The organism is Novipirellula artificiosorum, from assembly GCF_007860135.1.
Taxonomy (GTDB): domain Bacteria; phylum Planctomycetota; class Planctomycetia; order Pirellulales; family Pirellulaceae; genus Novipirellula_A; species Novipirellula_A artificiosorum.
The window spans coordinates 511,628-538,623 of sequence record NZ_SJPV01000005.1 but is presented as its reverse complement, the minus strand read 5'-3'; the positions used below and the strand labels follow the sequence as shown (position 1 = coordinate 538,623).

Here is a 26,996-nt window from a genome sequence, read left to right as displayed (position 1 = left end):
CCAGTCGGAGTTCGTGGTATTCCTACGATAGATAGCGTTCCCTTGAAAGAGATCAGTGAAGCATGCCGCCAGATCAATATTTCCTTGCCGTCACGGGGATTCAGAACAAATTGCACGCCTACATCCTGTCGCTGTTGGCTGACCCGATTGCGGCTCAGGATGTGCTTCAGGAGACCAACTTGGTGCTCGTTCGCAAGGCCGACGACTTTCGCCCGGATGTGAATTTCGATTCTTGGGCTTACGGCACAGCGCGGATGCAGGTGATGGCCCATTTGCGGGATCGAAAGCGGGATCGATTGGTACTCGACGAGGCTTTCGCCGAAAAACTGGCCCCCGAAGCGGAGTTGATGGCAGAACAGACTGAAGAGCGTATCCGATTACTTGGGGTGTGCGTAGAGCGACTATCGGACCAGCACAAGATGATGCTTCAGTGGCGGTATAGCAAAGAAATGTCAATTGAGTCCATGGCAGGCGAAATCGGCAAGACGGCGTCAGCCGTAAAACAAGTGCTGTACCGGATACGTAATCTGCTGGCGGCCTGTGTCAGTGAGCGCACGCAAGAGGGAACGGTGACATGAGCGATGACAAAACGCGTTTGTCGTTATTGATTCAGGAAATGCTCGATGGGCGATTGGATCGATCACAAAGATCCGACTTGCTCCAGAGAGTTGAATCGGATGAATCGGCGAGGCAGGAATACCTGGATCAGATTGGAACACACGCAGCCCTTAAGGCAGTGTTGGCAGACTGCCTCCCGCACGATTCTGATGCGGTCAATGACCAGCCCGTTGAGACAACTCCCAGATCATTGTCGCGATGGTACGGCATTGCAATCGCCGTTGCGTCGCTGGCCGCAGCTATCCTGGTCTGTGTGCTCGTCTGGAGCAACTCGCAACGTGACTTCACGGCTGCGCCTGTACATTTCGCCGAGATAACGGATCTGCGCGAGGCATCGTTTGGCCTCTGCGATTTCGCAACGACTCCGGGTGCGTCGTTGACCGAGGGGACGCTACGCTTGCAGGCCGGGGAAGTCGATCTGAAGTTCGCCTGTGGAGCCAAAATGACGCTGGTTGCTCCGGCTGTACTACATCTGAAGACGCCGATGTTGGTTGGGTTGGAGTCGGGACGTCTTTCCTGCGATGTCCCAGAGGACGCAATCGGGTTTCAGGTCGAATCAACTGAGTACACGGTTACCGATTTGGGAACACGTTTTGAACTGGAGGTTGGCCAGCGACAGTGGGTACGCGTGCTTGAAGGGGAAGTGGATGTCGAACCGAGAGAATCTACGGTCGTTCGCCTGGTGAAAGGCCAAACAGCTTCCGTTACCAAGAGACGCGTCACGCGGCACGAAGTCCCCTTGCAGGAGATTCCACTTGGAAATCTGTTCGATGATCCGAAGGGGACTCCACTGAGAACAGCAATCGACACGGATACACGCGGCGCAACCGCCCAGGCTAACGGGCTAGGCGTGGAGAGAGTCGTGCGGGCCGAGGAAGTTCCTGGGGTCATCCAGGAAATCGCGCCCGGCGTGAGAATCGATCTCGAATCAGTGGGCTGGTGCGAGATGTCCTCGCGTGGGGTGGTGAACGATTCTTGGTGCCCCTACACGCTACGTCCCATTCAGACGCGCGAGACTCGCGACACGGAAGATGACTTGGGGGAGCAGGGGATCGGGATTCATGCTTGCCAGTTCGTTACGTTCGACATCCGCGAAATTCGCGAGGCCGGGTCGATACTCAAGCGTCCGCTGGCTTTTGTCGCTGATCGCGTCGGGGTGAATTGGGATCGACCGGACGACAGTCAGGTGAACCTTGCGGTCATCGCCAGCAACGGCAGAGAGGTCACGGCCGCTTGGGTGAACGGAAATCGCATTGAAGTCAACGAAACTGATGGTGTCGCTACGCTTGGTGAGGAGCTTCCCCGACATGCATGGCGGTTTTCGCCGGTAAGCTTTTTCTGCCCGTTGAATCCGGGGACACGTTACGTCACGCTAATCAGCTCTGCTCCTAAAGGGGCAAAGTTACAGGATGCCCACGGTGTTTTCTCTGGAGCGCGGCTCAAGGTCGGTTCCGTTCGTGGCTGGTCGAGCCGAGATGGCCATCTCGTGCAGATGCGGGACTCGGCCGATCAGCGTTTTCTGTTTGGCGATGTTGGGTGGGGTGACTACGAGTTTTCATTTGAGGCCAAGAAGCGTTTTGGAAAAGAAGGGTTCCTGGTAATCGTTCGGTGCCGCGATGCCAACGAATTCTGCTGGGTGAATATCGGCGGTTGGCAGAACCAGCGAACGCAAGTGGAGCGCAAGCTGGTGGGCGAGAGGCGACAACATCCGATCGGGCCCGAGTCCGACTTTGTCATCGAGCAGGGACGTTGGTACCAGATTCGTGTACGCTGCGAAGGACACACCCTCTCGCTATTCGTCGATGATGAACTTGTCCTCCAGTACGAGGACGACGGAAACATGCAGTCGCAAGGAAAGGTCGGCATCGGGACTTGGAGCACGTCAGCCGTGTTCAGGAATGTTGAGGTGAAGTCGCTCGACGGCGACCATCTGTTCGACGCTCTGGCCGGCCCCGAAGCGCATTGAGGCAACCCTACCCATGAAGATCATCACGCGGGCGATCCTGTTTTCGGCCCATCTCCTTTGCTGTCTCTCCGGCCTGACCATCGCCAACGAAGCGACCGTCACGGTCAAAATGGACGAAATGTTGCATCAGCGTCCGGTGAGCCTGATCGGCGGCAACACCGAGGATCTGAACTATCAGCTGTATGGCGGGCTATACAGCCAGTTGCTTCACGGCGAGGCGTTCGAAGAGGAGATAGGCGTTGACTTTCTTGGTCTCAGCGATCAGGAGAAACTCCAGGTATACGTTCGCCGCGATGACACGAACGAGCCCTTCCTCTGGCTGTTCAATGGCCGTGGGTATCCTGTGGTGGGTGACATCACAGAACAGGTGGATGACTCCATTCAACAAACACGTCGCAAACAGACGACGGTTAATCTGGGCTCGTTGGTCTTTGACAAGAAGCCGTATTTGACTGCAGAGCAGTTACCCGGCGATCTAGGCAAACAACTGCTCGACCGGTTCACAGGACCCGAACAGATCAGCCGTCAGTGGAACAAGGTGCAATCCGAATCAGCTCAAGGCTCCTTCACGCTGGTGCGCAACGGACAGTTCACCGGTGAGCAGGCTCAACGGATTACCTTTGTCAACGGTTCCGGCGAGTGGGGTATCGATAACGCCGGGCTGCATCGGTGGGGTATCAAGCTCGAAGGGGGCAAGCCTTACGAAGGCACTCTTCGAGTGAAAAGCGACGAACGACAATCGCTCTTTGTTTCGCTACGCGACGCCGACGGCAAGGTGCTTGGAGAACGAGAAGTTGCGTTAAAGGCTGAGCCGGGAAAGTACCAGCGCGTCGAATTCAATCTTGTTCCCAACGCTGGGACGGCCGACGGTCGGTTTACCCTGGTCCTGCGCAAACCCGGCACGATCACGGTCGATTATGCGTTTCTTCAAGCTGGGTCCTGGGGGCGTCTGCAGGAACTCCCGGTCCGACTGGAGATGGCCGAGGCGATGAAGAGTATGACCATGGCGACGATCCGATACAACGGATCGATGGTCAACCGCTCCCCCGACGGGCATCTCTACAAATGGAAAGAGATGATCGGTCCGCCTGACGAGCGTCAACCTTACCACGGATGGTTCAATCCCTACGCTTCTCATGGCTTTACCTTCTTCGAGTTCATGGATCTTTGCGAGATCCTGGGCATCGATTGCATGTTCGGTATCCGAATCGACGAAACCGAGCAGGACGTGCGCGAGTTGATCGAATATTGCTTGGGCTCGGAAGACACGCCGTGGGGACGCAAACGGATCGAACTGGGCCACCCCAAGCCCTATCGTCTGCAGATGATCCAAATCGGCAATGAAGAAGCGGCAAATAGCAACTACGCTCAACGCGTCAAAGCGTTGGCCGGAGCGATTTGGGATAAGAACTCCAATATGCAGGTTGCGTTGTCGCTAAACGTCAGGGCGTGGGAGCCTGGCGGCGAGAGAGCGAAATGCCTGCTCGACATCGCTCGTTTTGTCCACGAACTTGGGCAAGAGAAACAACTGGTCTTGGATTCTCATTACCACTCGGTCGTCAGCCATGCCGACACCGGATTGGCCAACTTTGTCGGCATCGATATGCACGATTACTTAGCCGAGCAGATCCCCGGATTCCATCTGCGTCTCTGGCCGATGGAGGAAAACGGCAGTCGTTGCGATTGGGATCGCGGATTGGCCCATGCCCACAATCTGAACACCTTCAACCGCTTGCCCTTGTGCGTGGAACGCACAGGCACGGCCAACATCTTCCAGGCGTGGAACAAGAATCTGGTTTGGAATCAGGGACGCATCCACTTCACGCCCGATCAGATTTTCTACCAACCGTCGTACTACGTCGACCGCATGTTTGGCGTCGAATGGTTGCCCGTGGTGCTGAATGCCAAGAGCAGCGAACCGCTTCTCGACGTCACCGCCAAGACGAACTCGAAGGGCGATGTCCTCACCCTCTACCTGGCTAACATCGGTGCCGAAGCAGTCGACGCAACACTCGATATCGAAGGATTCACGCCCACGGGCGTCGAGGTCACGCGCATCGGTTCGCCCGACCTGGAGGCAGCCAATACGCCGGAGAATCCGGACCTTATCGTACCAGTCACGCTGGACTGGGATCCGGCTTCCGGCAAGATGCAAATACCTGGGTATTCCTTCACGACCGTCCGGTACGCGGGCAGTGCGACGAATGGCTTTGACCTCGAGAAACTACAGAAGCCGGATCAGACGCAGCTAGTGAAGGCGATTGTTAAGCAAAGCCGGGACGCGGCCGCATCGCAGGTCGCTGGGGTGGGGCAAGCATCCGCGGCGTGGAGTTTTGACGGCGATGTTCTCCGCCAGAGCAACGCATCTCGTCCCGACCTGACCCATGTGTTCGGTGATCCGGCTTGGAAGAACATCGATTACTCGCTTCAGGCTCGAAAGATCCGGGGTTCCGAGGGTTTTCTGATTCTCTTTGGCGACAATGGAATGACAGGGCAGCTGTGGCTGAATCTTGGTGGTTGGAAGAACGTTCGGCATGGGATCGAAGACATGCGTGGCGGTCGCAAGCGGGCCGTGGGCGGTCGCGAGGATGGCTCGATCGATGTGGGCCGCTGGTACGACATCCGCGTTCGCACCGAAGGCCGTCGCATTCAAGCCTGGCTCGACGGGCGGAAGCTCTTTGATGGAACCGCACCAGGAGCCATGGCGATCGCCGGCCGGGTAGGCGTCGGCACCTGGAACACGGCCGCCGAGTTCCGCAATATCCAGGTTAAGGACTTAGCGGGGGAGATTCTCTTTGAAGGTCTACCCAAGCTTGGTGTCACCACAAAATCGAAGCCAGAGCCAAGCGGGCCCGGAACGATTGTGGTGCATGTCGATCAACCCACCGTAACCTTGAAAGAAGAACTGTACGGTGTGTTCTACGAGGACATTAACTACGCAGCCGACGGCGGACTCTATGCGGAACTTGCCGAAAACCGGTCGTTCGAGTACGAGCCGCTGAAGGACAAGCAAATCCGCCGCGAGTTGGAACGCGGCGACTTCTCGTCCTTGTTTTCGTGGAAGACTGTCCAACGCGGCGGTGGACGCTGCACGGTATCGGTCGAGGATGCTGAACCTCTGAACGATAATAATTGCCACTATGCCCAGGTTCGAATTGAACAGGCGGGCGAGGGCGTGGGGCTTGCGAACACGGGATACGATGGAATCTATGTCGAGAAGGGAAAGGTCTACGAATTTTCCGTTTTCGCCAAACGCACGACTGACGTTGACAAGCCACTGTTCATCAGCCTTCGCAAATCGGACGGCTCGGTGATCGCCAAGGCGATGGTCCGCAGGATATCCAAGGATTGGAAGAAATACGAAGCCACGCTGACATCATCGGAGACTGCTGAGCAGGCGACCTTGGAAGTGGTTACGACCGGCGGCAGCGGCACGCTCTGTCTGGACATGGTGTCTCTGTTTCCTCGCGACACTTTCATGGGACGCAAGAACGGACTGCGCAAGGATCTTGCTCAGGCAGTGGCCGACCTGAAACCCAAGTTGTTCCGCTTCCCCGGTGGGTGTGTCGCCCATGGCCAGGGGCTGGACAATGCCTACCGCTGGAAAGACACAGTCGGACCGGTTGAAACCCGCAAGCCGAACTTCAATCTCTGGGGTTATCATCAATCGTACGGGCTCGGCTATTTCGAGTATTTCCAATTCTGTGAAGACATTGGCGCCGAGCCGCTCCCCATCCTCGCTGTTGGCGTGAGTTGCGGATTCCGCGATCCAAAACAGTTCGCTCCGATCGACCAGCTCCAGCCATGGATCGACGACGCCATCGATCTGGTCGAGTTCGCCAACGGTCCAATCGAAAGCAAGTGGGGGCGCCTCCGCGCAGAGATGGGGCATCCGGAACCGTTTGGCCTCAAATACATCGGGCTCGGCAACGAGGACCACGATACACCCGAGTTTCGTGAGCGGTTCCCCTATTTCGTCAAAGCCCTACGGGCAGCCCATCCGGAAATCACGATCGTCGGAACCTCGGGCCTGGGCACGGGAGTGCCGCTCTACGATCACATGTGCGAACAAAGGGTCGAACTGTCGGACGAGCATTACTACCAGGCTCCCAAGTGGTTCATTAATAACCAGCATCGCTTTGACGACTGGGATCGCAGCCTCGTTCCGGTCTTTGTTGGCGAGTATGCGTCCCGAGGAAACGCGATGTTGAATGCCGTCAGTGAGGCCGCCTACCTTACCGGTATCGAGCGAAACGGCGATATCGTGCACATGACCGCCTACGCACCGCTGTTCGCCCGTTACGGATTCACGCAGTGGAAGACCGCCAATCTGATCTGGTTCGACCACAAGACCGTGGTAAAGACGCCCAACTACCACGTTCAACAACTCTTCAGCCTCAACAAAGGCGATGTGTACCTGAAGAACGAGGACCAAGGGCTGCCAGAAGAGATTGGAATCGCTGCCAGCCTTGATAAGTCCTCGGGCGACATCCTCGTGAAGATCGCCAATCCGCTGGCTGCGACCTATTCGGTATCGATTCGTTTAGTGGGAGCCGGGCTTCTGGGCTCTAGCGGAACATTGACGGTGCTGAGTGGCGCGGCCGCAGCAGCCAACTCTCTGGAAACACCTGATGCGGTCACCCCCGCCGTGCGGACGATAAAGGTCGGCGAGCGGTTCGACTACACGATCCCGCCCATGTCGGTTCAGTTCCTTCGTATCCCGACCGGAGAACCAGTGAAGTGAGATGGGTAAACAAATCCAATGAAGATGCCATGGCACCGAAGTCGGTGCTTCTTGATCGGGATTTCCCGGGCATGCTTCGAGGGCATGGAGGTTTCATCATGAGAAACTCGTTCCTGGCGATGGCCCTTCTTTTGGTTGCTGCCCCAGTCTCCGCGTCCACGCGAATTGTCGACTTGCGCTGCGAGTTCATGCGCACGCCGTTGGCCATCGCCAAAGGCGTTGCACCGCCGGGGGATATTCCTGTGCTACTCGACAATTGTCTCGAAGACATGAAACGCCATTACAACAATCACTACGCTGCGGGTCATATCACCCATCAGCTTCTGTACGACGTGTACAGTGATCACGGCTTGATCGAAACCTGTTATGACATGATGTCGGACGCGCGTTTTCCGAGCTTTGCCTGGATGCTGCAATCCGGCAACCAGACAATTCCCGAAGGCCCCACCCTTCCGCAAGAGCTTCCGAGTCGGAATACGGCTTGCCAAAATGAATTCCAGGAACCGGCTCGCTGGTTCCCCCAGACCCTCTGTGGAGTTTCGCCCGACCGCAACGAGCCGGCGTTCAAGCACGTTCATTTGCGTCCCGCTTTCCCACTGGTGACGACGACGCCCTACGGTTCGTTGGAAAGCGGCTGGGCACAGGTCTCCGGCGAGATTGCTTGGACCGTTCGCATTCCGGCCAATAGTTACGAAAACGCACGATTCCCGGTCGACAGTGCCACACTTGTCAAGGAAGTCGAAGCGACATTGGAAAAAAGTCCAGGTTGTGAGTTGATACAGAACAACACCAACGGGATCGAATGCCGGCTTGGTACGGGTCTGTATCGGTTTCGATTTCCCGCGCCGACAAATGCGCCGTCACGCCTACCCGAGTCCAGAAACAAGAGCAGGGAAGAAGCAAAATGACTGAGTTTACGAGACGTTTAACTTGGGTTTGCGGTGTCCTCATTTCTTGCGCCAGTGCTGCTTCAGCGCAGGTGAGCGAACGAGTATACGATGAGGTGAATGGCACCGTGATTATGGAGCTCTCCGGAGAACTGAAGCCGTGGCATCCGGTGACACTGGACCTGGCCGGCCCCGCCGCAACGGAGACCGACAACGCACCGAATCCCTTTCTTGACGTTCGCTTTGGTGTTCAATTTACTGGGCCATCGAGACAGCGCTACGATGTCCCCGGCTTTTTCGATGGCGACGGTGAAGGCAACGGCACGGGTAACATTTGGCGAGTTCGTTTCACGCCCGATGAGCCGGGCACATGGCACTACCAAACTTCGTTTCGCGCGGGAGATCGCATTGCGATTTCACTTGATCCGCAAGCCGGTTCGCCGCTTTCGGGAGACGGTGTTCGCGGACAGTTCACAATAGCTGCGAGGGATCTACAGGCACCCGGCTTTCTCAAATGGGGGCGGCTCCAATACAACGGCACGCACTATCTGAAGTTTGCCGATGGTCCCCATTGGATTCGTGGCGGAACGGACAGCCCCGAGAACCTACTCGGTTATGCTGGATTCGACGCCACTCCGCCGAACCACACTTATGCGGACCACATTCCTGACTGGTCTCCCGGCGATCCGGACTGGGGCACGGGGCGGGGACGCGGTCTGATCGGGGCATTGAATTATCTATCGGCGCAGCGGGTCAACAGCATCTATCTGCTCACACACAATATCGGTGGGGATGGAAAGGATGTGTGGCCCTGGGCCGGATCCCCCGATCCCAAGGGACATCCCGCGAACGACAATCTGCACTATGACATCAGCAAGCTTGCCCAATGGGAGATGGTCTTTTCCCATGCCCAGCGTCGGGGGCTGTTTCTTCATCTCGTACTGAATGAGGCCGAGGCCGCCAACAAGAAGGAACTGGATGGTGGAGAATTGGGACCGGAGCGAAAACTCTACTACCGTGAACTGGTGGCTCGCTTCGGACATCACTTGGCAATGGAATGGAACCTCTGTGAAGAGTTCAATGTGGACTATGATCTCGGCCCCGATCGCATCCGTGCCTTCGCTGACTATCTCGGTCGGCTCGATGCTTATGACCATCCGATTACCGTGCATACGGCCCACGACCCTGTAGAGGAATTGGCGTTCCTGTTTGGGGATCCGCGTTTCAGCCTTACCTCCATCCAGCTGAATCAACGTCCCATCCATGTGGTGACAGAGGCGATACGCTCGGCCACGATTTCCGCTGGCCGGCCGTTACCCGTGTCGCTGGACGAATTCACGGTGGATCAGGGGCAGAAGTCCTGGCTGCCGGTCGACGATGCCGAGCGGCAGCGCAAGGAAAAACTCTGGCCCACGCTCCTCTCCGGGGGCATGATCGAGTTCATACTCGCCGACCTGATCAACACAAATAGCTTCAAGACACCTGCCCGAGAAGAGCTCTGGCGCTTTACCTGGTACGCACGCCGCTTCATGGAGGAGAATTTGCCGTTCTGGGAGATGCAACCAGCGGACGAGTTAGTCCAAGTCGACGAGGTTTACCAGGTAGGCATTGGCCAAGGGAAGACCGTCCCACTGCCTCCGCAGGTCCTGGCCAAGGAAGGAAAGATCTATGCCATCTATCTTCCCAATGCGGCGCTGGGCGGCACACTCGATCTCTCCAGGGTGAAGGGGCCATTCTCACAACGTTGGTTTAATCCGCGCTCCGGGGAATTTGCGGGAACACCGCAGTCAATCGACGCGGGCGGTGTGATTTTCCTGGGAGGCCCGCCCCAGGAGCCTCATGAAGATTGGGTTGTACTTATCAAACAGGAAGCTAAGTGAAATGCCGCAAGACTCAATTCCAACAATGAAACAGCGCTTCGTATTCATACTGCTGGCGTCCCTATGCGCCCCCTTTGCCGACGGCGGCGAAGAGCGGGCGACGACCCCAACGGTTCCATCTCCTCTTCGGGCTCTTCCCTTCAAGCTGGGACGGGTGCGTTTGTTGCCCAGTGAGTTCACGCACGCCCGTGATCTCAACGCGAAATATCTACTGCGGCTCGATCCCGACCGCCAAATGGCGCAAATGCGCACGCAGGCAGGGTTGATGCCGAAGCAGCCCGCCTATGGTGGTTGGTTGCAAGGAAGTGCTTGTTGCGGACATTACCTAACGGCCTGTGCGCTGCAGTACGCTGCTACCGGAGACGAGCGTTTTAAGCAAGCCGTTGAACGGCTGGTAGAGGAAATGGCGGAGGTGCAGGAGGCGTATGGGAACGGCTATCTCGGCAGCCAGGACATTGAGGTCTTCGAACAGTTCTCCCAGGGCCGCATCTATTTCCCCAACGGCAACACCTTCAAGGTCAACGACAGTTGGGTCCCCTGGTACTGGCAGCACAAACTCTTTGCCGGTCTGATCGACGCCTATCGTCTCACGGGTAGTCAAAAGGCATACAACGTTCTCATCCAATTCGCCGATTGGGCGGAGTCGGTGATTAGTCCGATGAGTGACAATCAGATTCAGACCATGCTGGAGGCCGAACACGGGGGCATGCTGGAATCCATGGTGGAGCTTTATCAGATCACCGGAGAGATCCGTTATCTCGATCTGTCCAAGAAGTTTTATCATAACGCCATTCTCGCTTCGCTAGCCGACTGCGATGCCTCGGTCCTTGCCGAAGTTCATGCCAACACGCAAGTACCGAAGTTTGTCGGCGTGGCCCGCCGTTATCTGGCAACTGGTGCCGTGCGTGACCGTCAAGCGGCGGAGAATTTCTTTTCCTACGTACGGAAGCACTATACCTACGTCAATGGTGGTAACAGCTCCGACGAACGCTTCGGTCAACCCGATCAGTTGGCCGAGGGTCTACAGGGTGACATGACCGAGACGTGCAATACCTACAACATGCTCAAACTTGACCGCCTGCTGTTCATGATCGAGCCCCGCTCCGAATTGATGGATTATTACGAGCATGCTCTATACAACCACATCCTGGCCAGCCAGCACCCGGAGAGTGGTATGTTCACATACAAATACAAACTCCACGGCGGCTATCCCCAGGCCTTTAGCACCCCATTCCGCAGCTTCTGGTGTTGTGTCGGCTCGGGGATGGAGAATCATACCAAGTACGCAGAGAGCATCTACTTCCACGACGCAGACAGTCTATGGGTAAATCTTTTCATCCCTTCGGAACTCGACTGGTCCGAACGCGGCTTGAAGCTGCGCATGGAAACCACCTACCCCGATTCAGAACAGGTGACCCTGCGTCTGTCGCCTACCCGCCCGGTGCCCTTAACCCTACGTCTGCGCTGGCCGGCTTGGGCAAATGGTGCAAGTTTGACCGTGAACGGTGAGCCAACAGCGTTTTCCGGTGGACCGGGGCAATACGTGACCCTCCGACGTACTTGGCAAGAAGGCGACACCCTTGTCTGGACACTGCCCATGCGACCAAGGCTGGAGCGACTGCCCGACGATCCGACCAAGGTAGCGATCACCCACGGTCCAGTGGTACTAGCCGCGGCGCTCGGACGCGACAACATCGAGATTGCAGACCTGCAAGGCGGTGGCAGCGCAGCTCGTTGGAAGTGGCCTCTTCCTGACGTGCCGGCATTAACAGCTCTGGACCGGCCCTTGGAAAGTTGGCTTAAGCCCGTTGACGATAAGACGCTAACCTTCCGCATCGGAACCGACGCTGCCACGGCAGCCTTGACGTTGCTCCCAAGTTGGCGCGGCATCACGCAACGCTATGCCCAGTACCTGGATGGCTATACCGCGGCGCAGTGGCAGACCCAAAGAACCGAGTTGGCAAGACAACGGCAAGTGGAACAGACGCGGGCGAAGCGTCTGGTCGATGAGGTATTGATCGGCAACCAGCAGTCTGAGATTGATCATGCCTTTGCCGGTGCAGAGAGCCGAACCGGCGAGTTTCGTGGCAACACCTGGCGGGATGCGCAACTCGGTGGCTGGTTTTCTTATGTCCTGGATGTGAAACCCGGAACCGCCATGATGTTGCGTGTGCGCTATTGGGGGGGGGGACAATCAAGCGTCGATTCGACATCTATGCGGGTGAACACAAACTCGCTACCCAGACACTGCACAGGAATGAGCCGGGAGAGTTTTTTACGGTGGATTATCCGATTCCAATGGCCGTGACAGGGGAGCAGAAGAAGGTCGGTATTCGCTTTACCGGCATCGAGGGGATCGTAGGGGGGGTGTTTCATATTGAGATACTTGCGCCGGAAACAGAGACAACCGGCCAAGCGGCTAATTTTCAGTAAGGAGTTAAAGACGTGAAACGACTGCCGTGGAGACAGTGTGTCATCATGGGAATGAGCGTCATTGTCCTGGCCCATGTGCTGGCCCCGTGGGCCAACGCCGAGACTGTTCGTGTGGATGTCGATGCGCAGGGAAAGCGGATCCAGGTCAGTCCGGATCTATACGGGGTCTTCTATGAGGAGATCAATCATGCCGGCGACGGCGGCCTCTATGCGGAGATGGTGCAGAACCGCAGCTTCGAAGAAAACGAGATGTCCGATCATATGCATCTCGAAAACGGCAAGGTACGCACGGACAAGGGCTGGGAAACGATCTGGAAGCCGAAAACCGATTTGCGGGGTTGGTTTGTCGTCGCTCAGGGTGGAGCCGACGTGGCGATAGCCCTGGATGACACGAGACCCTTGAATGCGCAGAGCCCCCATGCCCTGCGGGTCGAGTTAAAGCAAGCCGGCGCCCGGGCTGGTTTCGCCAATGAGGGCTATTGGGGGATGTCAGTGGTGAAGGGCGAAAACTATCATCTCTCCTTTTACGCCCGCAGTGACAAGAAGAGCCCTGTAACCATTACCCTGGAAAGCCAGGACGGTCAAACCGTGTACGCACGCAAACGAGTGCGCGGAGTAGGCGGGCCCTGGAAGCGGTATCGTTGCGTGCTGACCGCCAAGGACACAGACCCCAAGGCCAGGCTGGCGATCTGTTTGAGAAAACCGGCGACCCTCTGGTTTGATATGGTGTCCCTCTTTCCGGAAAATACATACAAGCAGCGCATCCCCGGCATGCGCGCGGACCTGATGGGCAAACTCCATGAGTTACGCCCCAAGTTTCTCCGTTTTCCTGGGGGCTGTGTGGTCGAAGGCTGCACTCTGGATAATCGTATTCAATGGAAAGAGACCATTGGTGACATTGCCCAGCGCCCGGGGCACTGGGATCTCTGGGGCTACCGGGCCAGCGACGGACTCGGGTTCCATGAGTTCCTGCAAATGGCGGAAGACCTGGATGCCGAAGTCATGTATGTGGTCAATGTGGGCATGAGTTGCCAGGCCCGTCACTCCGAAACGGCCAGCGAGCAGGAGATCGTGGATATCTATCTCCAGGATACCCTGGATGCCCTGGAGTATGCGATGGGGCCTGCTTCCAGCAAGTGGGGGGCCTTACGTGTACAGAACGGCCACCCCGAGCCCTTCAAGGTCAAGTATGTGGAAATCGGCAATGAAAACAGCGGGGCGGATTATCATCGGGCCTATCGCATATTCTACCGGGCGCTCAAAGCGACGTATCCAACGATTCTGACCATTGCCAATCAGGCAATTCCCGATGCCCCGGTTGAGATCATCGACGAACACTACTATGTCGGACCCCACTGGTTCTTTGCTCATGCGAATAAATATGACGGCTATGATCGCACCGGCCCCAAGATCTATGTGGGCGAATACGCGGTGAATCGGGGCGTGGGCAGCGGAAATCTGATGGGGGCCCTCTCCGAGGCGGCCTTCATGCTGGGCATGGAACGCAATTCCGATCATGTGATCATGGCCTCTTACGCGCCCCTCTTTGAAAACGTCAACGACCGCGAGTGGGACGTCAATCTGATTCGTTTCAATAGCAGCCGGGTTTTGGGTCGAAGCTCGTTTTATGTGCAGAAGATGTTTGCCGAGCACTTGCCGACCGTGATGTGCGAAACCGCCGTTTCCAACCTGGAGGCACCGGCCCCGATCGAGCCCCGGGGGCGTATTGGCTTGCGTACCTGGTTAACGGATGCGGAGTTCAAGGATCTGCGCGTCACCCAGGGGGACCGGGTGCTCTATGCTTCTGCATTTTCCCAGGGCAGCGCAGATTGGAACAGCGAACGGGGGACTTGGGAAACGCAAAAGGACGCATACCGCCAGACGGATCCTTTGGCCACAGATACCTTGACGGTCGTTGGGGACACAAGTTGGTCCGACTACACCCTGGAGTTAAAAGCCAAACGCAATCGTGGGGCAGAGGGGTTCATCATCGTCTTTCGCCATCAGGACAACTCGCATGTGCAGTGGAACCTGGGCGGCTGGGGTAACAGCCGTCACACCGTTCAATTGGTGGCAGACAACTCAGCCAGTGTTGTCACGTCTAAAGACGGAGCCATTGAAAAGGGCCGCTGGTACGATATTAGGATCGTGCTCCAGGGCAATCAAGTCAGCTGTTTCCTGGACGGCGAGTTGATTCATAGAACGGATGTCACCATTCGCGAAGCGCCCAATTTCTTTGCCAATGCCGGTGTGGACGAGACAACCGGTGAGGTGATTGTTAAGCTGGTGAATGCCAGAACGCAGGGCCGGGATGTCCGTTTAAGCCTCAAGGGATTTGGGGACCTCGACAAGACCGTCTCCGTCATCACCCTGCATGGCGATCGTCCCGAAGACGAGAACTCCTTTGCGCATCCGCTGAAGATTTCGCCGGTGACATCGACCTTTACCCAGGCTGGGAAGGCGTTTGGCTATACCCTGAAACCCCTGTCTGTCACGATTCTACGCATGAAAGGGCTTTGAATCATAATGGACTTAAAAAGAAATACGATAGCTAGTTTGTGCAAGAATTCCATCCATGTCTTTTGCACGTTGTTGGCAACATGCTATTACTGTTTGACTGGTTACGCAGCTGAGCGGCCTCCGAATGTTATTGTGATCTACACAGATGATCACGGCTATTCGGATCTCAGCTGCCAGGGCATTTTTGAGGATGTGGCAACGCCCAATATCGATGCGTTGGCGACGGGTGGAGCTCGCATGACCGACGGCTACTGCACCGCACCCCAATGCGCTCCCTCGCGCGCTGGATTGATTTCAGGGGTCTATCAAAACCGTTTTGGAATGGAAGCCAACGGAGCTTACAGTGAAGGCGACGTGTTGGATCGCTTCAGGACGATGCAGAATCTTCCGAAGCGTTTGAAGCAAGCCGGCTACGTCACCGGCATGGCCGGCAAGTCACACCTTGGTTCCAACGACAGTGGAGACATTGCTAGACTCGGATTCGACAAAGTACTGATCAAACGCAGCAAGACGCCTGGTCACTGGAACATGAATCTGCAGGGCGAAGATATCTCGCCACAGGAACGGAAAGGTGGTGGTTATCACCTGGAACTGGTAACCGACTTTGCCTGCACGTTCATCGATCGCTTCAAAGACAAGCCTTTCTTTTTCTACGCTGCCTATCGCGCTCCCCACGTGCCGCTCGATCCCCCACCGAAGTACCTCAAGCGGTTCCCCGGAAAGATGCCGGAACGCCGACGCAAGGCCCTCGCGATGCTTTCGGCGGTCGATGACGGTGTTGGCAAAATGATGCAGTTGCTTCGCCGACACCAACTGGAAGAAGACACGTTGATCTTCGTGATCAGTGACAACGGCGCACCGCTAAAGCTTCATAAACTGGATGCTCCGACCGGACCTGGCTGGGACGGATCTCTGAACGATCCACTCAATGGTGAGAAAGGAATGCTGACCGAAGGCGGAATCCGAGTGCCCTTTGCCGTCTACTGGAAGGGAAGAATTCCAAACGGCCAGGTCTACTCGCTGCCTGTGATCACACTAGACGTCGCCGCGACCGCGGTTGCCGTAGCCGGGCTGCCGAGAGATCCTGAACTTGATGGAGTGAATCTGATTCCGTTCCTGGACGGCAGTCAGAAAGCGGCGCCTCATGAATCGCTCTTCTGGCGTTGGAATGATCAGTCAGCAATGCGCAAGGGGACCTGGAAGTATGTGCGGCTGAACGAACGCGAGTATTTGTTTGACCTCAGCAGCGACATCGGAGAATCAAAAAACCTCGCCGCGTTGCATCCAAATGTCGCGCAAGAGATGCTGGAAGAATTAGAGCAATGGTCGACAGAGTTGACGCCACCGGGAATCGTCAACAGAGCCAAGCCGGCCAAACGCACCGCCGGTGCCAAGTACTTCGACTGGTATCTCGACGGAATTCGGGACGAAACGAAACCAGCTACGGACGCCGCAAAAACTCCGCTGAAGAAAAAGCGACGCTATCAAAAACGCGGCGCAGGATAGCGTCCTCGTTCAACCGGGAATAGCTCATCTTCATAGCCAACCACTAACCCAGAAAAAGAACGAGACGATTCAGATGATTCTTCTGCTCCGCAACGCCAGAGCATTGCTTCTCTTCGCGACTGCAGCGATCGCTGTCAATCACGCCAACGGAAGTGACAAACCCAACTTCGTCATCATCATTGGCGACGATCACGGGATTGCCCACTCGTCGCCTTATGGTCTATCGGAATACCAAACTCCAAACTTGCAGGCGATGGCCGGCGAAGGAATTCGGTTGACCAACGCTTACGTCGCGTCGCCCGCGTGTGCCCCCAGTCGCGCGGCTTTGTTCACCGGGTTGATGCCCTACCGAAACGGGATCGTGGGCAATCACGAACGAGAATTGAAACCTGGTGTGGAATCGCTGATTCCGAGATTAGCGGTGCAAGGATACGACATCGCCTTTCGCGGAAAGGTGGCCCACGGCGGCAAAGGCAAACAGCCCTACATGACCGATGACGTCACCCTTGTCAAAGGACCGATGAAGCCGGAACTGACACTCGACAGCGTCTCCGACTATCTCGAAAACCGCCCTGACAAGACGAAGCCGCTCGCTCTATTCATCGGTTGCACCTACACGCACCGCTTCTGGCCCGAACCGGACGAAGCCCGCATGCGACCGGAAGACGTCACCATCCCCGCCCGAACGTTCGACACGCCGGAAACTCGCAGCGAAATGACGCGGTACGCAGAAGCCGTCGAGCGAATGGATCGCCTGATCGGTGACGTCCGCGAACTGGCCGCAAAACACCTTCCCACCGACAACACACTGACGATGTACACGTCCGACCACGGTCAAGCATGGCCGTTTGGAAAGTGGTCGCTTTATGAAGCTGGTATTCGTACTCCAGTGATCGCAGTTTGGCCGAAGCAGATCCCGGCCGGAGTCACCAATGACGCGATGGTCAGTTGGATCGACTTGATGCCAACGCTGATTGAATTGGCAGGAGGAAACACACCCAGCGGCATTGACGGCAAGTCATTTGCAAGTGTTCTTCGAAACACCACGCAAACGCATCGTGATCGTATCTTTTCGACACACAAGGGCGACAAGGCGATGAATGTCTATCCCATTCGCAGCGTCCGCGTTGGACCGTGGAAATACATTCGCAATCTGCGGCCCGAGTTGTACTACACAACCCATATGGACTTGGTTCCAGAAAGCTCACCGTTCTTCAATCGCAACTGGCCTTCCTGGGTCGAAGCGGCCAAGGCAAACCCGGAAGCAGCCGCCTTCTTGCGTGCGTATCATTCGCGTCCGGCCGAAGAGTTATATCGAATCGATAGCGATCCCAATGAGACGACCAACCTGGCCAGCGAACCAGAACACGCCGAGAAGCTTGCAGAACTTCGAGACATGGTCGCCCAGCGTATGAAGCGAGTCGGCGACGACGAATCGCTCAGCGCCAAGCCTCGCTTTTTGAAAGACTATACGTTGCCGACGGTTCGCGAGTAGCAACCGTTAAGCATCCCCAATACCGCTAACCTACGACCCATGTTGAAATGAACTACATCCTCCAAGCATTGATTTTCATCGGACTCGTCCCGCTATCCACCGCATTTGCTGCGGAAGATTTGAATCCTAGCGCCCCCAAGCTTCTATTGATCGACAACGGAGTCGTCCGAGTGGGCATCGACCGATCCATGGGGGCATCGATCACGTGGTTGTCGTGGACTGAACAGCCTGGCAACGTGGTCAACATTCATGATCCTGGACGGCTCATCCAGCAATCGTACTACGCGGGGAAAAGCCTCGATCGGACCGCGGATGGCCAGAGCAAAGACTGGAGTCCCTGGTCTTGGAACCCAATCCAGGGCGGAGGTGTGTCGTCTTGGGCACGCGTGATCCGATTTGAGAGAGTCGACGATGCGACTTTGTTCGGCGAAACGATCCCCAAACTTTGGGACATGCCCGATGAAGAGGCAAACGCCGTCATGCGGCAATGGACAAGTTTTGAACCGGGCACGGAACGGACGATCGTTGTCCGAAACCGTATCGAATGCAACCGCGAAGTGAGTGACGCTTGGGGCAAAGCGTTGCTGCGTCCACAAGAGGTTCCCGCCTGCTATTTTACTCGCGATTTCGATCAATTTCGAAGCTATCTCGGGGGCGGAAAATGGCGAACGGAAGAAACGAGTATCGGTCCGCCGTGGCGAAAAGCAACGCCACCTCTGAATGCGATGGCATGCTTTAACGATCTGGGTCAAGGGATCGCCATCTACAGCCCAACGGCGAACAGCATTTGGAACTACGGGCCTCACGTAAACGCATCTTCCAATGACCCGTACGCAGGCCCTTGCATCCATGTTGCTCCCATCTCGCGGGTGCGGCTTGGCCCTCAGTCAACGTATGAGTATCGCTACTGGATAACTGTCGGAAACGAAGAACAGATCGCAGCGAGTTTAGATCGGTTGATGAAGAAACATTCACACGAAAAGGCAGTCCTTGGGAATCGCACGGAGGCCGTGAAATGAGATCCATTTACCCCATCACTCGATTCGCATTCATCTTCTCGCTTGCTTTCTGTTCGTACGCACTGGCCGATTCTCCTCCCAACGTAGTCGTGATCCTTGCGGACGATCTTGGGATCGTCGATATCAACGCGTACGCGAAGCGATTCACCGGCGTCGAAGCTGGTGAGATGTGCTACGAGACGCCGAACTTGGATCGCCTCGTTCGCGAAGGCATGTCGTTCTCTCAGGCCTACGCGTGCCACTTGTGTTCTCCGGCACGGGCGAGTCTGCTGACCGGGAAGTACACGCCGGCACTAAACCCAGACTACGATCCGGAAAAGGAAGCACGCTCACGGCCATTCGTTGACCTGAGGCGAATGCTGCTTGGCGAGGATCGCGAGATTCGCAGCACTGAGGCGGATTCCAGGTTCAAAGCTTTGGCGATGCCCAAGCCATAGCGATTAGCGAATGCTCCCCACAACCAACGGACCAAAAACGTGGATTGTCATAGGATCTTCAAGAGCCTTTTCAGCATCAGTCTTGCCGCGAGTTCTCTTTTGCTGACAGCGCAGTTTGTCGTTGCACAGACGGAACTCGAGAACGAGGCCTTTCGGTGGTTTTCGACAGCGGAGGAGTACGCCAATGCTTGCGTTGTGTATTCAACGGCAAGGAAGGCGGTTGATCCTTCGATTGAACTCGGGATCTGCACCTATGGAAAGCACTTGAACGATGGGTTGCAGACAATGCTGGAAATCGCTGGGGATCATGTCGACTTCCTCGCCGACCGAGGTGTGGACCAGGCGAATCTGGACCGCAAGATCGGAATCATTCGTGATTGGAACCGAAGACATGGGACTGAAATTCGATACGCGAACACAGAGTATTTTGTGCCGCCATTTGACAGGGTTACCGCCGAGTCGGTCGAGAAGCTTGGCGAACAGTCCAGTCGCAATCTTCCCAATGCTACCTGGGGCTACGGACTGAGTTGGGCCAACCTTTTGATGCAATGGCAACGGTATGGCGGGGATGTAGTCTTCGCAGCGTACAACAGCTTCGTGAACGATCACTTTCACAGCGTGATCGATACACCAAAGGAGGGAGCCTTCTTGCGATATCCTGCCGCGGTTGGTTCACTCTTTCGCGAGTCCAAGGCCCGTTGGCTACTGAAGCTGGATGGCTACGAACCCGACGTACGGCAACCGCTTCAGGCTCAGGTAGCCTGGAACGGTGAGAAGACTGAACTAGTCGTCTACTTGTACAACGCTCATGCCGAGGAACGGCAATTGACTTTCGACCTTTCGGCGATGAGCAAGCGGTTCAATCATGCTCGAGCGACCTACTTAATCGGTCCAACGCTGAATACCGTACGCTCAGTCAAGAATGATTCACCGATGGTGGTCCCCGAAACAAGTGAGAGACGCTTTTCACTTGACGGTGGCCGATGGAACACCATCGTTCCGGCCCATTCATTCGCAGAAATCGAGCTATCAGAGAAACACCATCATTAAGATGGCGACCTTAACCACCGAGCGCCGACCAATTTCCCTATTTAAAGATTTCAACTCATGAACAGTCACAAGCTTCTCTATGCGTTCGTTTCAACGATACTGATCTCAGCATCGTTGTCTGTTGCCGAAACTCCCCCGAATATCATCGTGTTCTACACGGATGATCATGGCCATGCGGATCTCTCCTGCCAGGGCGTCCTGGATGACATCAAAACGCCCAACGTCGATGCGTTGGCTCGGTCGGGCGTCCTCGCTCGCCACGGCTACAGCACCGCTCCCCAGTGCGTGCCTTCGCGAGCCGGTCTGATGATCGGCAAGTTCCAGTCCAAGTTTGGTGTCGAGTCGAACGGCAAGTCACTGGACGGATTTGATCGTGAACTGACGATCGCCGAACGACTTCAGGCGGCAGGTTACGCCACGGCTCAGTTTGGCAAATGGCATCTTGGGCCTGGACCAAGGATCACCGATCACGGATTCAAACACGTTTTTGCGCAAAACGTGGGTCGTCCGTTTGCTGCCAACATCACGCTGGATGGTGAAGACAGAGAAATGTCAGACTTACCGGCAGAGATGTATCATATCGACGGGTGCAGCCGAGCCGCAGCGTCAATCATCGAGCGTTACAAAGACCGTCCTTTCTTTCTGTACATTGCCTATCGTGCACCGCACGTACCGCTGGATGCAACCCAGAAGTACCTCGATCGTTTCCCTGGAAAGATGCCCGAGCGACGGCGTCAGGCGCTCGCAATGCTTTCGGCGGTCGATGACGGCGTTGGCTTGGTGACGGACACGCTTGCGAAACATGTACTGACCGAGAAGACGTTGATCTTCTACATCGGCGACAACGGTGCGCCTTTGAAGATTCACAAATTGGACGCGCCCGGCGGCGGTCCGGGATGGGACGGCTCACTGAACGATCCGCTCAATGGCGAGAAAGGGATGCTGTCCGAGGGCGGAATGCATGTCCCGTTCGTCGTCTCTTGGCCGGGCACGATTCCAGGCGGGCAAGTCTACGACCATCCCATAAGTGCCCTGGACGTGGCCGCCACCGCCGCAGCGATCGCAGAACTTGACACCAAGCCCGGCGACCTCGATGGCGTCAATCTAATCCCACACCTGTCCGGCGAGGCCGATTCGCCACCTCATGATGCATTGATGTGGCGGTGGACCGCGCAGTCGGCGATCCGTGAAGGAAAATGGAAGCTGCTACGCGGCGGCGACCGCGAATACTTGTTTAACTTGAAAACGGACCTCGAGGAAAAAGACAACTTGGCCTCAAAGCATCCCGAGATTGCTTCTCGCTTGCGGGACAGACTCAACGCATGGTCAAAGACGCTCGATCCACCTGGGCTGGCCAACGGCGGTATGTCACGAGCGGCGACCGACTACTTTGACTTCTATCTGGACGGAAGGGCCCCTGAACCGAAAGTGACAGATTCAGCGACGCGCCCACGACCGGAGAGAGATGCACCTCGAGAACGCCGAAGGGCAAAGGGCAATCAATGAGAACGATTATCTTGCCGGTCCTCATTACCATGTTGACCGTGTCGACCAATCAAGCTCAGCAAACAGGAAGCTGGGGTGATCAGGGTGACGGTACTTATCGGAACCCGGTGTTGGAATCGAATTATCCTGACAACGACGTGATTGGTGTCGGCGATACCTTTTAAATGATGTCGTCCACGAATCACTTCACGCCCGGCATTGGCGAGGTCGTGTGGGCACACGAAAAACCCATCGAAGGATTTGACGTGACCGCGCCCGCAACCGATGACGATTTCAGCGACACCGAACTCGGCCCACAGTGGAGCTGGCGGTTCAATCCGGAAATGGATCGTTGGTCGTTGACTGAACGCCGCGGCTACCTGCGGTTGAAATCTTGCGCACGACTGTCAGGAACCAACCAAGAAAGTCTGAATCAGCTTCCAAACCTGTTGGGCCAACGCCTGATGGGACGCAAAGCGAATGTGATGACGACGAAATTTGATCTCGCCGGAGTCGTGGATGGACAGGAGTGTGGTTTTCACATCTCGGCCGGCGAAAACAACGTGATCGGCGTGACCAAGCTTAAAGGCCAGCTGCGGCTGTTCTTCAAGCACGGCAATCCCGACGCGCCGATGGTCAAGCGGGGAGTGGTAATTTCCCAGACGGATCTTTGGCTGCGGGCGAAGGTTGAAAACGGATCGGCAACCTTCTTCTACAGTCTGGATGGCAAAGCACTCACCCGAATGGGACCGGCAGTACGACTGCTGTTCGCGGGCTTCACTCACAACACGGTCGGCTTCTACTCGATGCATCCTGACCAGCAAGGCTATCTCGATGTGGACGAGTTTACCTACGACTACGACGGGCCCAAGTCCGCTGCCCCTACCGAATGAAAGGAAGACCAATGAAGAAGAATATCGCTGTGACCCTGCTTGGCCTGTTCATTGTGGCCGGAACCGCACACGCTCAAATCAGCTACGTCAATCCCGTTGGCAACACTCCGATTCACATGGGAGACCCATTCGCCTTCTGGCACGACGGGAAATACTACCTCATTGGCACCACAGCGCCAGGCGAAGGTTTTCATTGCTACGAGTCTAAAGATCTGATGCATTGGCGGCTCAAGGGCTGGGCACTGCGCAAGACGGAAGACTGCTGGGCTACCGACGCTTTCTGGGCACCGGAAGTGAAGTTTTATCGTGGCAAGTTCTACATGACCTACAGTGGAAGAGTACGCGACTCGAATCCTGGCAAGTTATTGATGGGACTCGCGGTAAGCGACAAGCCAGAGGGACCTTATCGCGACTTGCACGCGCCCTGGTTCGACCCGGGTTATTCGACGATCGACGGCCATATTTTTGTCGATACCGATGAAACACCTTGGCTGTTTTTCAGCCGCAACGGCTCCAAAGACGGCTATTCATTCGGACTCAACTATGGCGTGCAACTCGCCAAGGACTTGTCGAAACCTGCCGGCGAACCCGTCAAGCTGATCGAGGCCAGCCAACCGTGGGAAAGGGTGAAGTGGAAGGAGAATCGATGCAATGAAGGCGCCTTCGTGCTGAAACGCAATGGCAAGTACTACATGACCTATTCCGCTAATCACACGGGCTACGACCATTACGGAGTTGGCTATGCAACGGCTGATCATCCCCTCGGCCCGTGGATCAAGGCGCCGGAGAATCCAATCCTCTCGTCCAATAAGCAGCGCGGGGTCTCATCGCCGGGGCATAGTTGCCTGGTCCGTTCGCCGGATGCGAAGGAGATGTTCATGGTTTACCACTCCCATGCTGATCCCAATGTGCCGAAACCGTCGATGGATCGCGTGGTCAACATCGACCGGGTCGAATTTACGACTGATGGTAAGATGCGAGTGATCGGCCCAACTCGCTCACCTCAACGAATGCCTTCGGGGGCCGCTCGATAAACTCACGTGGATTGAACCAGGCATCGTAGCACGACTCCGTTATGACCAGCATTGGATCGAGTGGGGTCAAATAAGTGGAACGAACATTTCAGTCAGTGAAATCGGCGGTTGCGTGAGTAGGAAATGCCCGATTCACAGTCGAGATTGAGTTCAGCCAGAACAGCTCCGGCCAAAAAACAAGACAGACCGCGCAGCAGTTATCAAACCGATTGTTCCTGAATCTCGGTGGCGTAGTGCGACTTCATAAACGTCGCCCAAGAACCTGTGCGTTTGCGATCGGGTGCCGGTTCAATGCCGTGCGCTTCCAAGATGTTGCCGATCGTGGTGACGGTGATGTGGTAGCCGACATTCGATAGAGCGCCGGTGATACGGTCGTAGCCCCACGTCGGGTTCTCTATGGCGAACTTCACGGTCAAATCAACGTTCACCTGTCGCGTCCTTGGTGGCCAAGCTCATCGGTCTCTTACGTCGAAAGAAAGTGCTTAACACGTTTGTTGAACACTGACAGTTGTGGAACTCAAGCCCACGGAGCAATTCTGAAGGCTTTTGAGGCGCAAAGCAAACAGTGCTTCAGATTGGGACAGATACAAACTCTAGCGGCAAATCTCAACTGCGAAGATGGCCGTTTTATTGCCCCTACTCCTCGTTTGGCTCAATCAGGCCAATACCGTCGTAGCGGCGGAAGTCTTTGGCGTTAAACGTCAACAAGTGGCTCACGCCATGGTCGTACATTGCCGCAACGAGACGAGCATCGTGGACGTTTTTGCCAATCACCGATTGAGATTCAACTAGGTCAAGCCACATGGCGTACAAGTTGGCACTGTCGGGAAGCAGATCAAACATTCGCTCAAACGTGTCTACACGCTGCTTGGCAACTTTTGGTGACAATCCAAGTCCGTTGTATTCTTGTGGGCGAGTGGCGACTGACCAGAATTCGTAGATAACTTGCGGAACAATCACTAGCTGCTGATTATCTTCGGCTAATTTCTTAATCGCGTCCTTGGCTGCCGCGTGCTGTTTTGATGCGGTTTCGATTGACCGCAAAAGCAAATTGGTATCAAGCAGAACCTTCATTCACCACGACCCGCGTAAATGGACTCGCGGCTATCGTCGACGTCGTTACCAAGCGGTGGCAGCCCGTGGGTGAGTTCCTTAAAGGCCTCTTCAAGAGCTTCCCCGCGAAGTTTCGCCCCTTGCTCTGGCGACACAGCAGCAGCTTGAACAAGATTTTCTACGAACGTCTTAACGTCAACGCCTTTCTCCCTGGCCTTTTGCTCAAGTGACTTTTGCACATCAGGGGATAGTTCAAGTTCAATCGTCATATCACTCACGCTCCTATTTTCCACGTGAAAGCTCGCTATTTCACTTTTCTAGATTACCACAAAGCACCAGCACTGACCATGAGAATCTAACGGCAGTCAGTCCTCCAAGTAGTCGGTCAGCGAAGCTAATTTGACCGCGAGACCGATAAGCGTCTCGTTTCCCTACGCGGATGCGTTTACGCAGCGTTTTTTTCAGACTTTTTCGTTGCTCGCATAAACTCTCGAAGAATCAGTTCGAGATAGGCACGCGAGGACTCGCTATCGAGGGATTCGTTTCGGAAATATCCTGCGATGTGGTCTGGATGATGGTCTTTGCAATAGTTGATAGCAGCAGTAAGAAGCTTTTCGCGTTGGGCAGACGGCAAACTATCGAACTAAGCTAGCAACTGTCGCTTGGCCTTGGGCGTATCATCCGAGGGCTTGAAATCGCTGAACATTTTGACTTTGCTTGCCTTGCGGTATATGGCTTGTAGCTCGCCGGTTTTGGAATCGGGCCTTATTTCCATCGAATCAATAAAACCACACTCAATCAACCAGTCGGCTGCACGCTCAAGCACTCGTTTCATCTCGCTTGGGCAATAGGAATCGCTAAGCCTTGTCGTTCGAGCTGCAACATCTTTAGACGCAATCGATGATGCGGTTCAAGAGCTTTCAGAGTCCGGTCAGCACGTAATTCTTGATGCGCCTGGGAAAGAGGGCGACCAGGTATCAACACTTTGTTTGCTTTCTGACTTGGTGCTGATTCCGCTTTGTGTTTCAGAACAAGACTTGCTTCAAACGGTAGGTGTCATCAACCTTGTACGACGCCAACAAAGGAGAAGCAAAGAGGGCAAGCCTGATGCAGCCATTGTGCTTACGAGAACGCTTAAGAACGATATTGCAGTCCGTGGGGTGAGGGACAATCTGGGACGCTACGGAATCCCTGTTGCAAAGACAGAGATCCGTGAAATGATAGCCGTAAAAAGAAACACGTCCGTGATGCGCGAGCCAGCTTTCTTCAAAAACAACGGTGCTGCCAACGATGTTCTAAAGCTCGCTCAAGAAATCATCCTACCAAAGTTGCCAAATCTTGATGGAGTAGCAAATGAGTAAAGGGGCACCGGATGTTTCAGCCACGTTTGATATCGTTGATGGTCAGCTGGAAAATTTCGATGAAGCTGAAAAGAGGCTTCTTGAAAAACGCAAAAAGCAACGAGAGAACAAAACACAGGAAGCAATGCAAAAAACTGATGGCAAAAACAAAACCGCAACTCCGACCTCAGAAATGCCAGCGAAACCAGCAGCCAAAAAGCGAGAACCAAAAGGGGAGGTTTTTAGGCCTTCCATTGTCACGCGAGAAAGCCGTCGCAATTTGACACTAAAAGTGCTTGAGGAAAACGAAACCAAATTCAACCAGCTTTTTCACCGCCTGCAACTTGCAGGAGTTTCTCGCCGGAAACAGGACTTAGCTGATGAGGCACTAGATTTGCTTTTTACAAAGTACAAGTCGGTGACTGGCTAGCTAGCGCTGCCATTTCATCAGCCACAACACGCGTGCTGATGCCCGTTTGGGTGGTCGTTATGAGCTGGTTTTTTGGCAGACGCAAAAAACTTATCCTTCCAGGGCTTTTCTACAGACAAGGACGGCAAGCTCATTCCCACATCGCATAAAAAAGCGAGGTCTGAAAACCGATCTTTGAAGGGTGGGGGAGATTGGCCGTTTTTTCT

The 26,996-nt window shown here is 55.4% G+C and carries 22 protein-coding genes; 18 read left to right on the top strand and 4 right to left on the bottom strand.

Annotated features, from left to right (window positions below):
- The first annotated feature begins 62 nt into the window (after positions 1-62).
- From Poly41_RS16835 to Poly41_RS16760, 16 genes are all read left to right on the top strand, one after another.
- Positions 63-578 carry a sigma-70 family RNA polymerase sigma factor gene (locus Poly41_RS16835; RefSeq protein WP_146527868.1) on the top strand — a complete coding sequence of 172 codons (516 nt, stop codon included), beginning with the start codon at positions 63-65 and terminating at the stop codon, positions 576-578.
- A complete protein-coding gene (locus Poly41_RS16830; RefSeq protein WP_146527867.1) occupies positions 575-2,584 on the top strand; it encodes a family 16 glycoside hydrolase in 2,010 nt (669 codons plus the stop codon). Before Poly41_RS16835 ends, Poly41_RS16830 begins: the two co-directional genes overlap by 4 nt.
- Before the next feature lie 13 nt (positions 2,585-2,597).
- Positions 2,598-7,328, top strand: a complete 4,731-nt coding sequence (locus Poly41_RS16825; RefSeq protein ID WP_146527865.1) for an alpha-L-arabinofuranosidase C-terminal domain-containing protein — start codon at positions 2,598-2,600, stop codon at positions 7,326-7,328.
- A gap of 98 nt (positions 7,329-7,426) precedes the next feature.
- Entirely contained in the window at positions 7,427-8,236 is an 810-nt protein-coding gene (locus Poly41_RS16820; protein ID WP_197231394.1) for an alpha-L-rhamnosidase C-terminal domain-containing protein, read from the top strand.
- Positions 8,237-8,307: 71 nt separating this feature from the next.
- The gene (locus Poly41_RS16815) at positions 8,308-10,095 is read left to right on the top strand and encodes a DUF5060 domain-containing protein (protein WP_231615714.1); all 1,788 of its coding nucleotides are present in this window, start codon (positions 8,308-8,310) and stop codon (positions 10,093-10,095) included.
- 25 nt (positions 10,096-10,120) lie between these two features.
- Positions 10,121-12,403 carry a glycoside hydrolase family 127 protein gene (locus tag Poly41_RS16810; protein WP_197231393.1) on the top strand — a complete coding sequence of 761 codons (2,283 nt, stop codon included), beginning with the start codon at positions 10,121-10,123 and terminating at the stop codon, positions 12,401-12,403.
- A 137-nt stretch (positions 12,404-12,540) separates the two neighbouring features.
- Entirely contained in the window at positions 12,541-15,048 is a 2,508-nt protein-coding gene (locus Poly41_RS16805) for an alpha-L-arabinofuranosidase C-terminal domain-containing protein (RefSeq protein ID WP_146527859.1), read from the top strand.
- A gap of 132 nt (positions 15,049-15,180) precedes the next feature.
- Positions 15,181-16,554 (top strand): sulfatase family protein, encoded by a 1,374-nt coding sequence (locus tag Poly41_RS16800; RefSeq protein WP_231615713.1) that lies wholly within the window; start codon positions 15,181-15,183, stop codon positions 16,552-16,554.
- Between the two features lie 73 nt (positions 16,555-16,627).
- Positions 16,628-18,049, top strand: coding sequence for a sulfatase family protein (locus Poly41_RS16795; RefSeq protein ID WP_146527855.1), 1,422 nt, complete (start codon positions 16,628-16,630; stop codon positions 18,047-18,049).
- Between the two features lie 47 nt (positions 18,050-18,096).
- The gene (locus tag Poly41_RS16790) at positions 18,097-19,068 is read left to right on the top strand and encodes a hypothetical protein (protein WP_231615712.1); all 972 of its coding nucleotides are present in this window, start codon (positions 18,097-18,099) and stop codon (positions 19,066-19,068) included.
- Entirely contained in the window at positions 19,065-19,505 is a 441-nt protein-coding gene (locus Poly41_RS16785) for a sulfatase-like hydrolase/transferase (protein ID WP_146527853.1), read from the top strand. Before Poly41_RS16790 ends, Poly41_RS16785 begins: the two co-directional genes overlap by 4 nt.
- A gap of 39 nt (positions 19,506-19,544) precedes the next feature.
- Positions 19,545-20,555: a hypothetical protein gene (locus tag Poly41_RS16780; protein ID WP_146527851.1), complete on the top strand. Its 1,011-nt coding sequence runs from the start codon at positions 19,545-19,547 to the stop codon at positions 20,553-20,555.
- A 57-nt stretch (positions 20,556-20,612) separates the two neighbouring features.
- Positions 20,613-22,061, top strand: a complete 1,449-nt coding sequence (locus tag Poly41_RS16775) for a sulfatase family protein (RefSeq protein ID WP_146527849.1) — start codon at positions 20,613-20,615, stop codon at positions 22,059-22,061.
- The gene (locus Poly41_RS16770) at positions 22,058-22,225 is read left to right on the top strand and encodes a glycosyl hydrolase 43 family protein (protein WP_146527847.1); all 168 of its coding nucleotides are present in this window, start codon (positions 22,058-22,060) and stop codon (positions 22,223-22,225) included. The genes Poly41_RS16775 and Poly41_RS16770 overlap by 4 nt, the downstream gene beginning before the upstream one ends.
- Positions 22,226-22,933 carry a beta-xylosidase family glycoside hydrolase gene (locus Poly41_RS16765; RefSeq protein WP_146527845.1) on the top strand — a complete coding sequence of 236 codons (708 nt, stop codon included), beginning with the start codon at positions 22,226-22,228 and terminating at the stop codon, positions 22,931-22,933.
- A gap of 11 nt (positions 22,934-22,944) precedes the next feature.
- Positions 22,945-23,967, top strand: a complete 1,023-nt coding sequence (locus Poly41_RS16760) for a glycoside hydrolase family 43 protein (protein WP_197231392.1) — start codon at positions 22,945-22,947, stop codon at positions 23,965-23,967.
- Positions 23,968-24,167: 200 nt separating this feature from the next.
- Here Poly41_RS16760 and Poly41_RS16755 read toward each other — a convergent pair whose 3' ends face one another.
- The 4 genes from Poly41_RS16755 to Poly41_RS16740 all read right to left on the bottom strand — a co-directional run bounded on the left by Poly41_RS16755 (position 24,168) and on the right by Poly41_RS16740 (position 25,855).
- The gene (locus Poly41_RS16755) at positions 24,168-24,395 is read right to left on the bottom strand and encodes a hypothetical protein (RefSeq protein WP_146527841.1); all 228 of its coding nucleotides are present in this window, start codon (positions 24,393-24,395) and stop codon (positions 24,168-24,170) included.
- 208 nt (positions 24,396-24,603) lie between these two features.
- The gene (locus Poly41_RS16750; RefSeq protein ID WP_146527840.1) at positions 24,604-25,041 is read right to left on the bottom strand and encodes a type II toxin-antitoxin system VapC family toxin; all 438 of its coding nucleotides are present in this window, start codon (positions 25,039-25,041) and stop codon (positions 24,604-24,606) included.
- Positions 25,038-25,289 carry a hypothetical protein gene (locus tag Poly41_RS16745; RefSeq protein WP_146527838.1) on the bottom strand — a complete coding sequence of 84 codons (252 nt, stop codon included), beginning with the start codon at positions 25,287-25,289 and terminating at the stop codon, positions 25,038-25,040. Before Poly41_RS16745 ends, Poly41_RS16750 begins: the two co-directional genes overlap by 4 nt.
- Before the next feature lie 374 nt (positions 25,290-25,663).
- Positions 25,664-25,855 carry a hypothetical protein gene (locus tag Poly41_RS16740; RefSeq protein WP_146527836.1) on the bottom strand — a complete coding sequence of 64 codons (192 nt, stop codon included), beginning with the start codon at positions 25,853-25,855 and terminating at the stop codon, positions 25,664-25,666.
- Positions 25,856-26,009: 154 nt separating this feature from the next.
- On the opposite strand from Poly41_RS16740, the gene Poly41_RS16735 reads away from it, so the two are divergent.
- The gene (locus Poly41_RS16735; protein ID WP_146527834.1) at positions 26,010-26,381 is read left to right on the top strand and encodes a P-loop NTPase family protein; all 372 of its coding nucleotides are present in this window, start codon (positions 26,010-26,012) and stop codon (positions 26,379-26,381) included.
- The gene (locus tag Poly41_RS16730; protein ID WP_146527832.1) at positions 26,374-26,790 is read left to right on the top strand and encodes a hypothetical protein; all 417 of its coding nucleotides are present in this window, start codon (positions 26,374-26,376) and stop codon (positions 26,788-26,790) included. Before Poly41_RS16735 ends, Poly41_RS16730 begins: the two co-directional genes overlap by 8 nt.
- Positions 26,791-26,996 lie beyond the last annotated feature (206 nt).

Excerpts from the sequence above, each read along its gene's own strand:
- Poly41_RS16790 (WP_231615712.1), top strand. The coding sequence starts at position 18,097 with ATGAACTACATCCTCCAAGCATTGATTTTCATCGGACTCGTCCCGCTA.
- Poly41_RS16835 (WP_146527868.1), top strand. The coding sequence starts at position 63 with ATGCCGCCAGATCAATATTTCCTTGCCGTCACGGGGATTCAGAACAAA.
- Poly41_RS16795 (WP_146527855.1), top strand. The coding sequence starts at position 16,628 with ATGATTCTTCTGCTCCGCAACGCCAGAGCATTGCTTCTCTTCGCGACT.
- Poly41_RS16750 (WP_146527840.1), bottom strand. The coding sequence starts at position 25,041 with ATGAAGGTTCTGCTTGATACCAATTTGCTTTTGCGGTCAATCGAAACC.
- Poly41_RS16825 (WP_146527865.1), top strand. The coding sequence starts at position 2,598 with ATGAAGATCATCACGCGGGCGATCCTGTTTTCGGCCCATCTCCTTTGC.
- Poly41_RS16830 (WP_146527867.1), top strand. The coding sequence starts at position 575 with ATGAGCGATGACAAAACGCGTTTGTCGTTATTGATTCAGGAAATGCTC.
- Poly41_RS16765 (WP_146527845.1), top strand. The coding sequence starts at position 22,226 with ATGATGTCGTCCACGAATCACTTCACGCCCGGCATTGGCGAGGTCGTG.
- Poly41_RS16760 (WP_197231392.1), top strand. The coding sequence starts at position 22,945 with ATGAAGAAGAATATCGCTGTGACCCTGCTTGGCCTGTTCATTGTGGCC.
- Poly41_RS16820 (WP_197231394.1), top strand. The coding sequence starts at position 7,427 with ATGAGAAACTCGTTCCTGGCGATGGCCCTTCTTTTGGTTGCTGCCCCA.
- Poly41_RS16810 (WP_197231393.1), top strand. The coding sequence starts at position 10,121 with ATGAAACAGCGCTTCGTATTCATACTGCTGGCGTCCCTATGCGCCCCC.
- Poly41_RS16745 (WP_146527838.1), bottom strand. The coding sequence starts at position 25,289 with ATGACGATTGAACTTGAACTATCCCCTGATGTGCAAAAGTCACTTGAG.
- Poly41_RS16775 (WP_146527849.1), top strand. The coding sequence starts at position 20,613 with ATGAACAGTCACAAGCTTCTCTATGCGTTCGTTTCAACGATACTGATC.
- Poly41_RS16770 (WP_146527847.1), top strand. The coding sequence starts at position 22,058 with ATGAGAACGATTATCTTGCCGGTCCTCATTACCATGTTGACCGTGTCG.
- Poly41_RS16730 (WP_146527832.1), top strand. The coding sequence starts at position 26,374 with ATGAGTAAAGGGGCACCGGATGTTTCAGCCACGTTTGATATCGTTGAT.
- Poly41_RS16740 (WP_146527836.1), bottom strand. The coding sequence starts at position 25,855 with ATGAAACGAGTGCTTGAGCGTGCAGCCGACTGGTTGATTGAGTGTGGT.
- Poly41_RS16785 (WP_146527853.1), top strand. The coding sequence starts at position 19,065 with ATGAGATCCATTTACCCCATCACTCGATTCGCATTCATCTTCTCGCTT.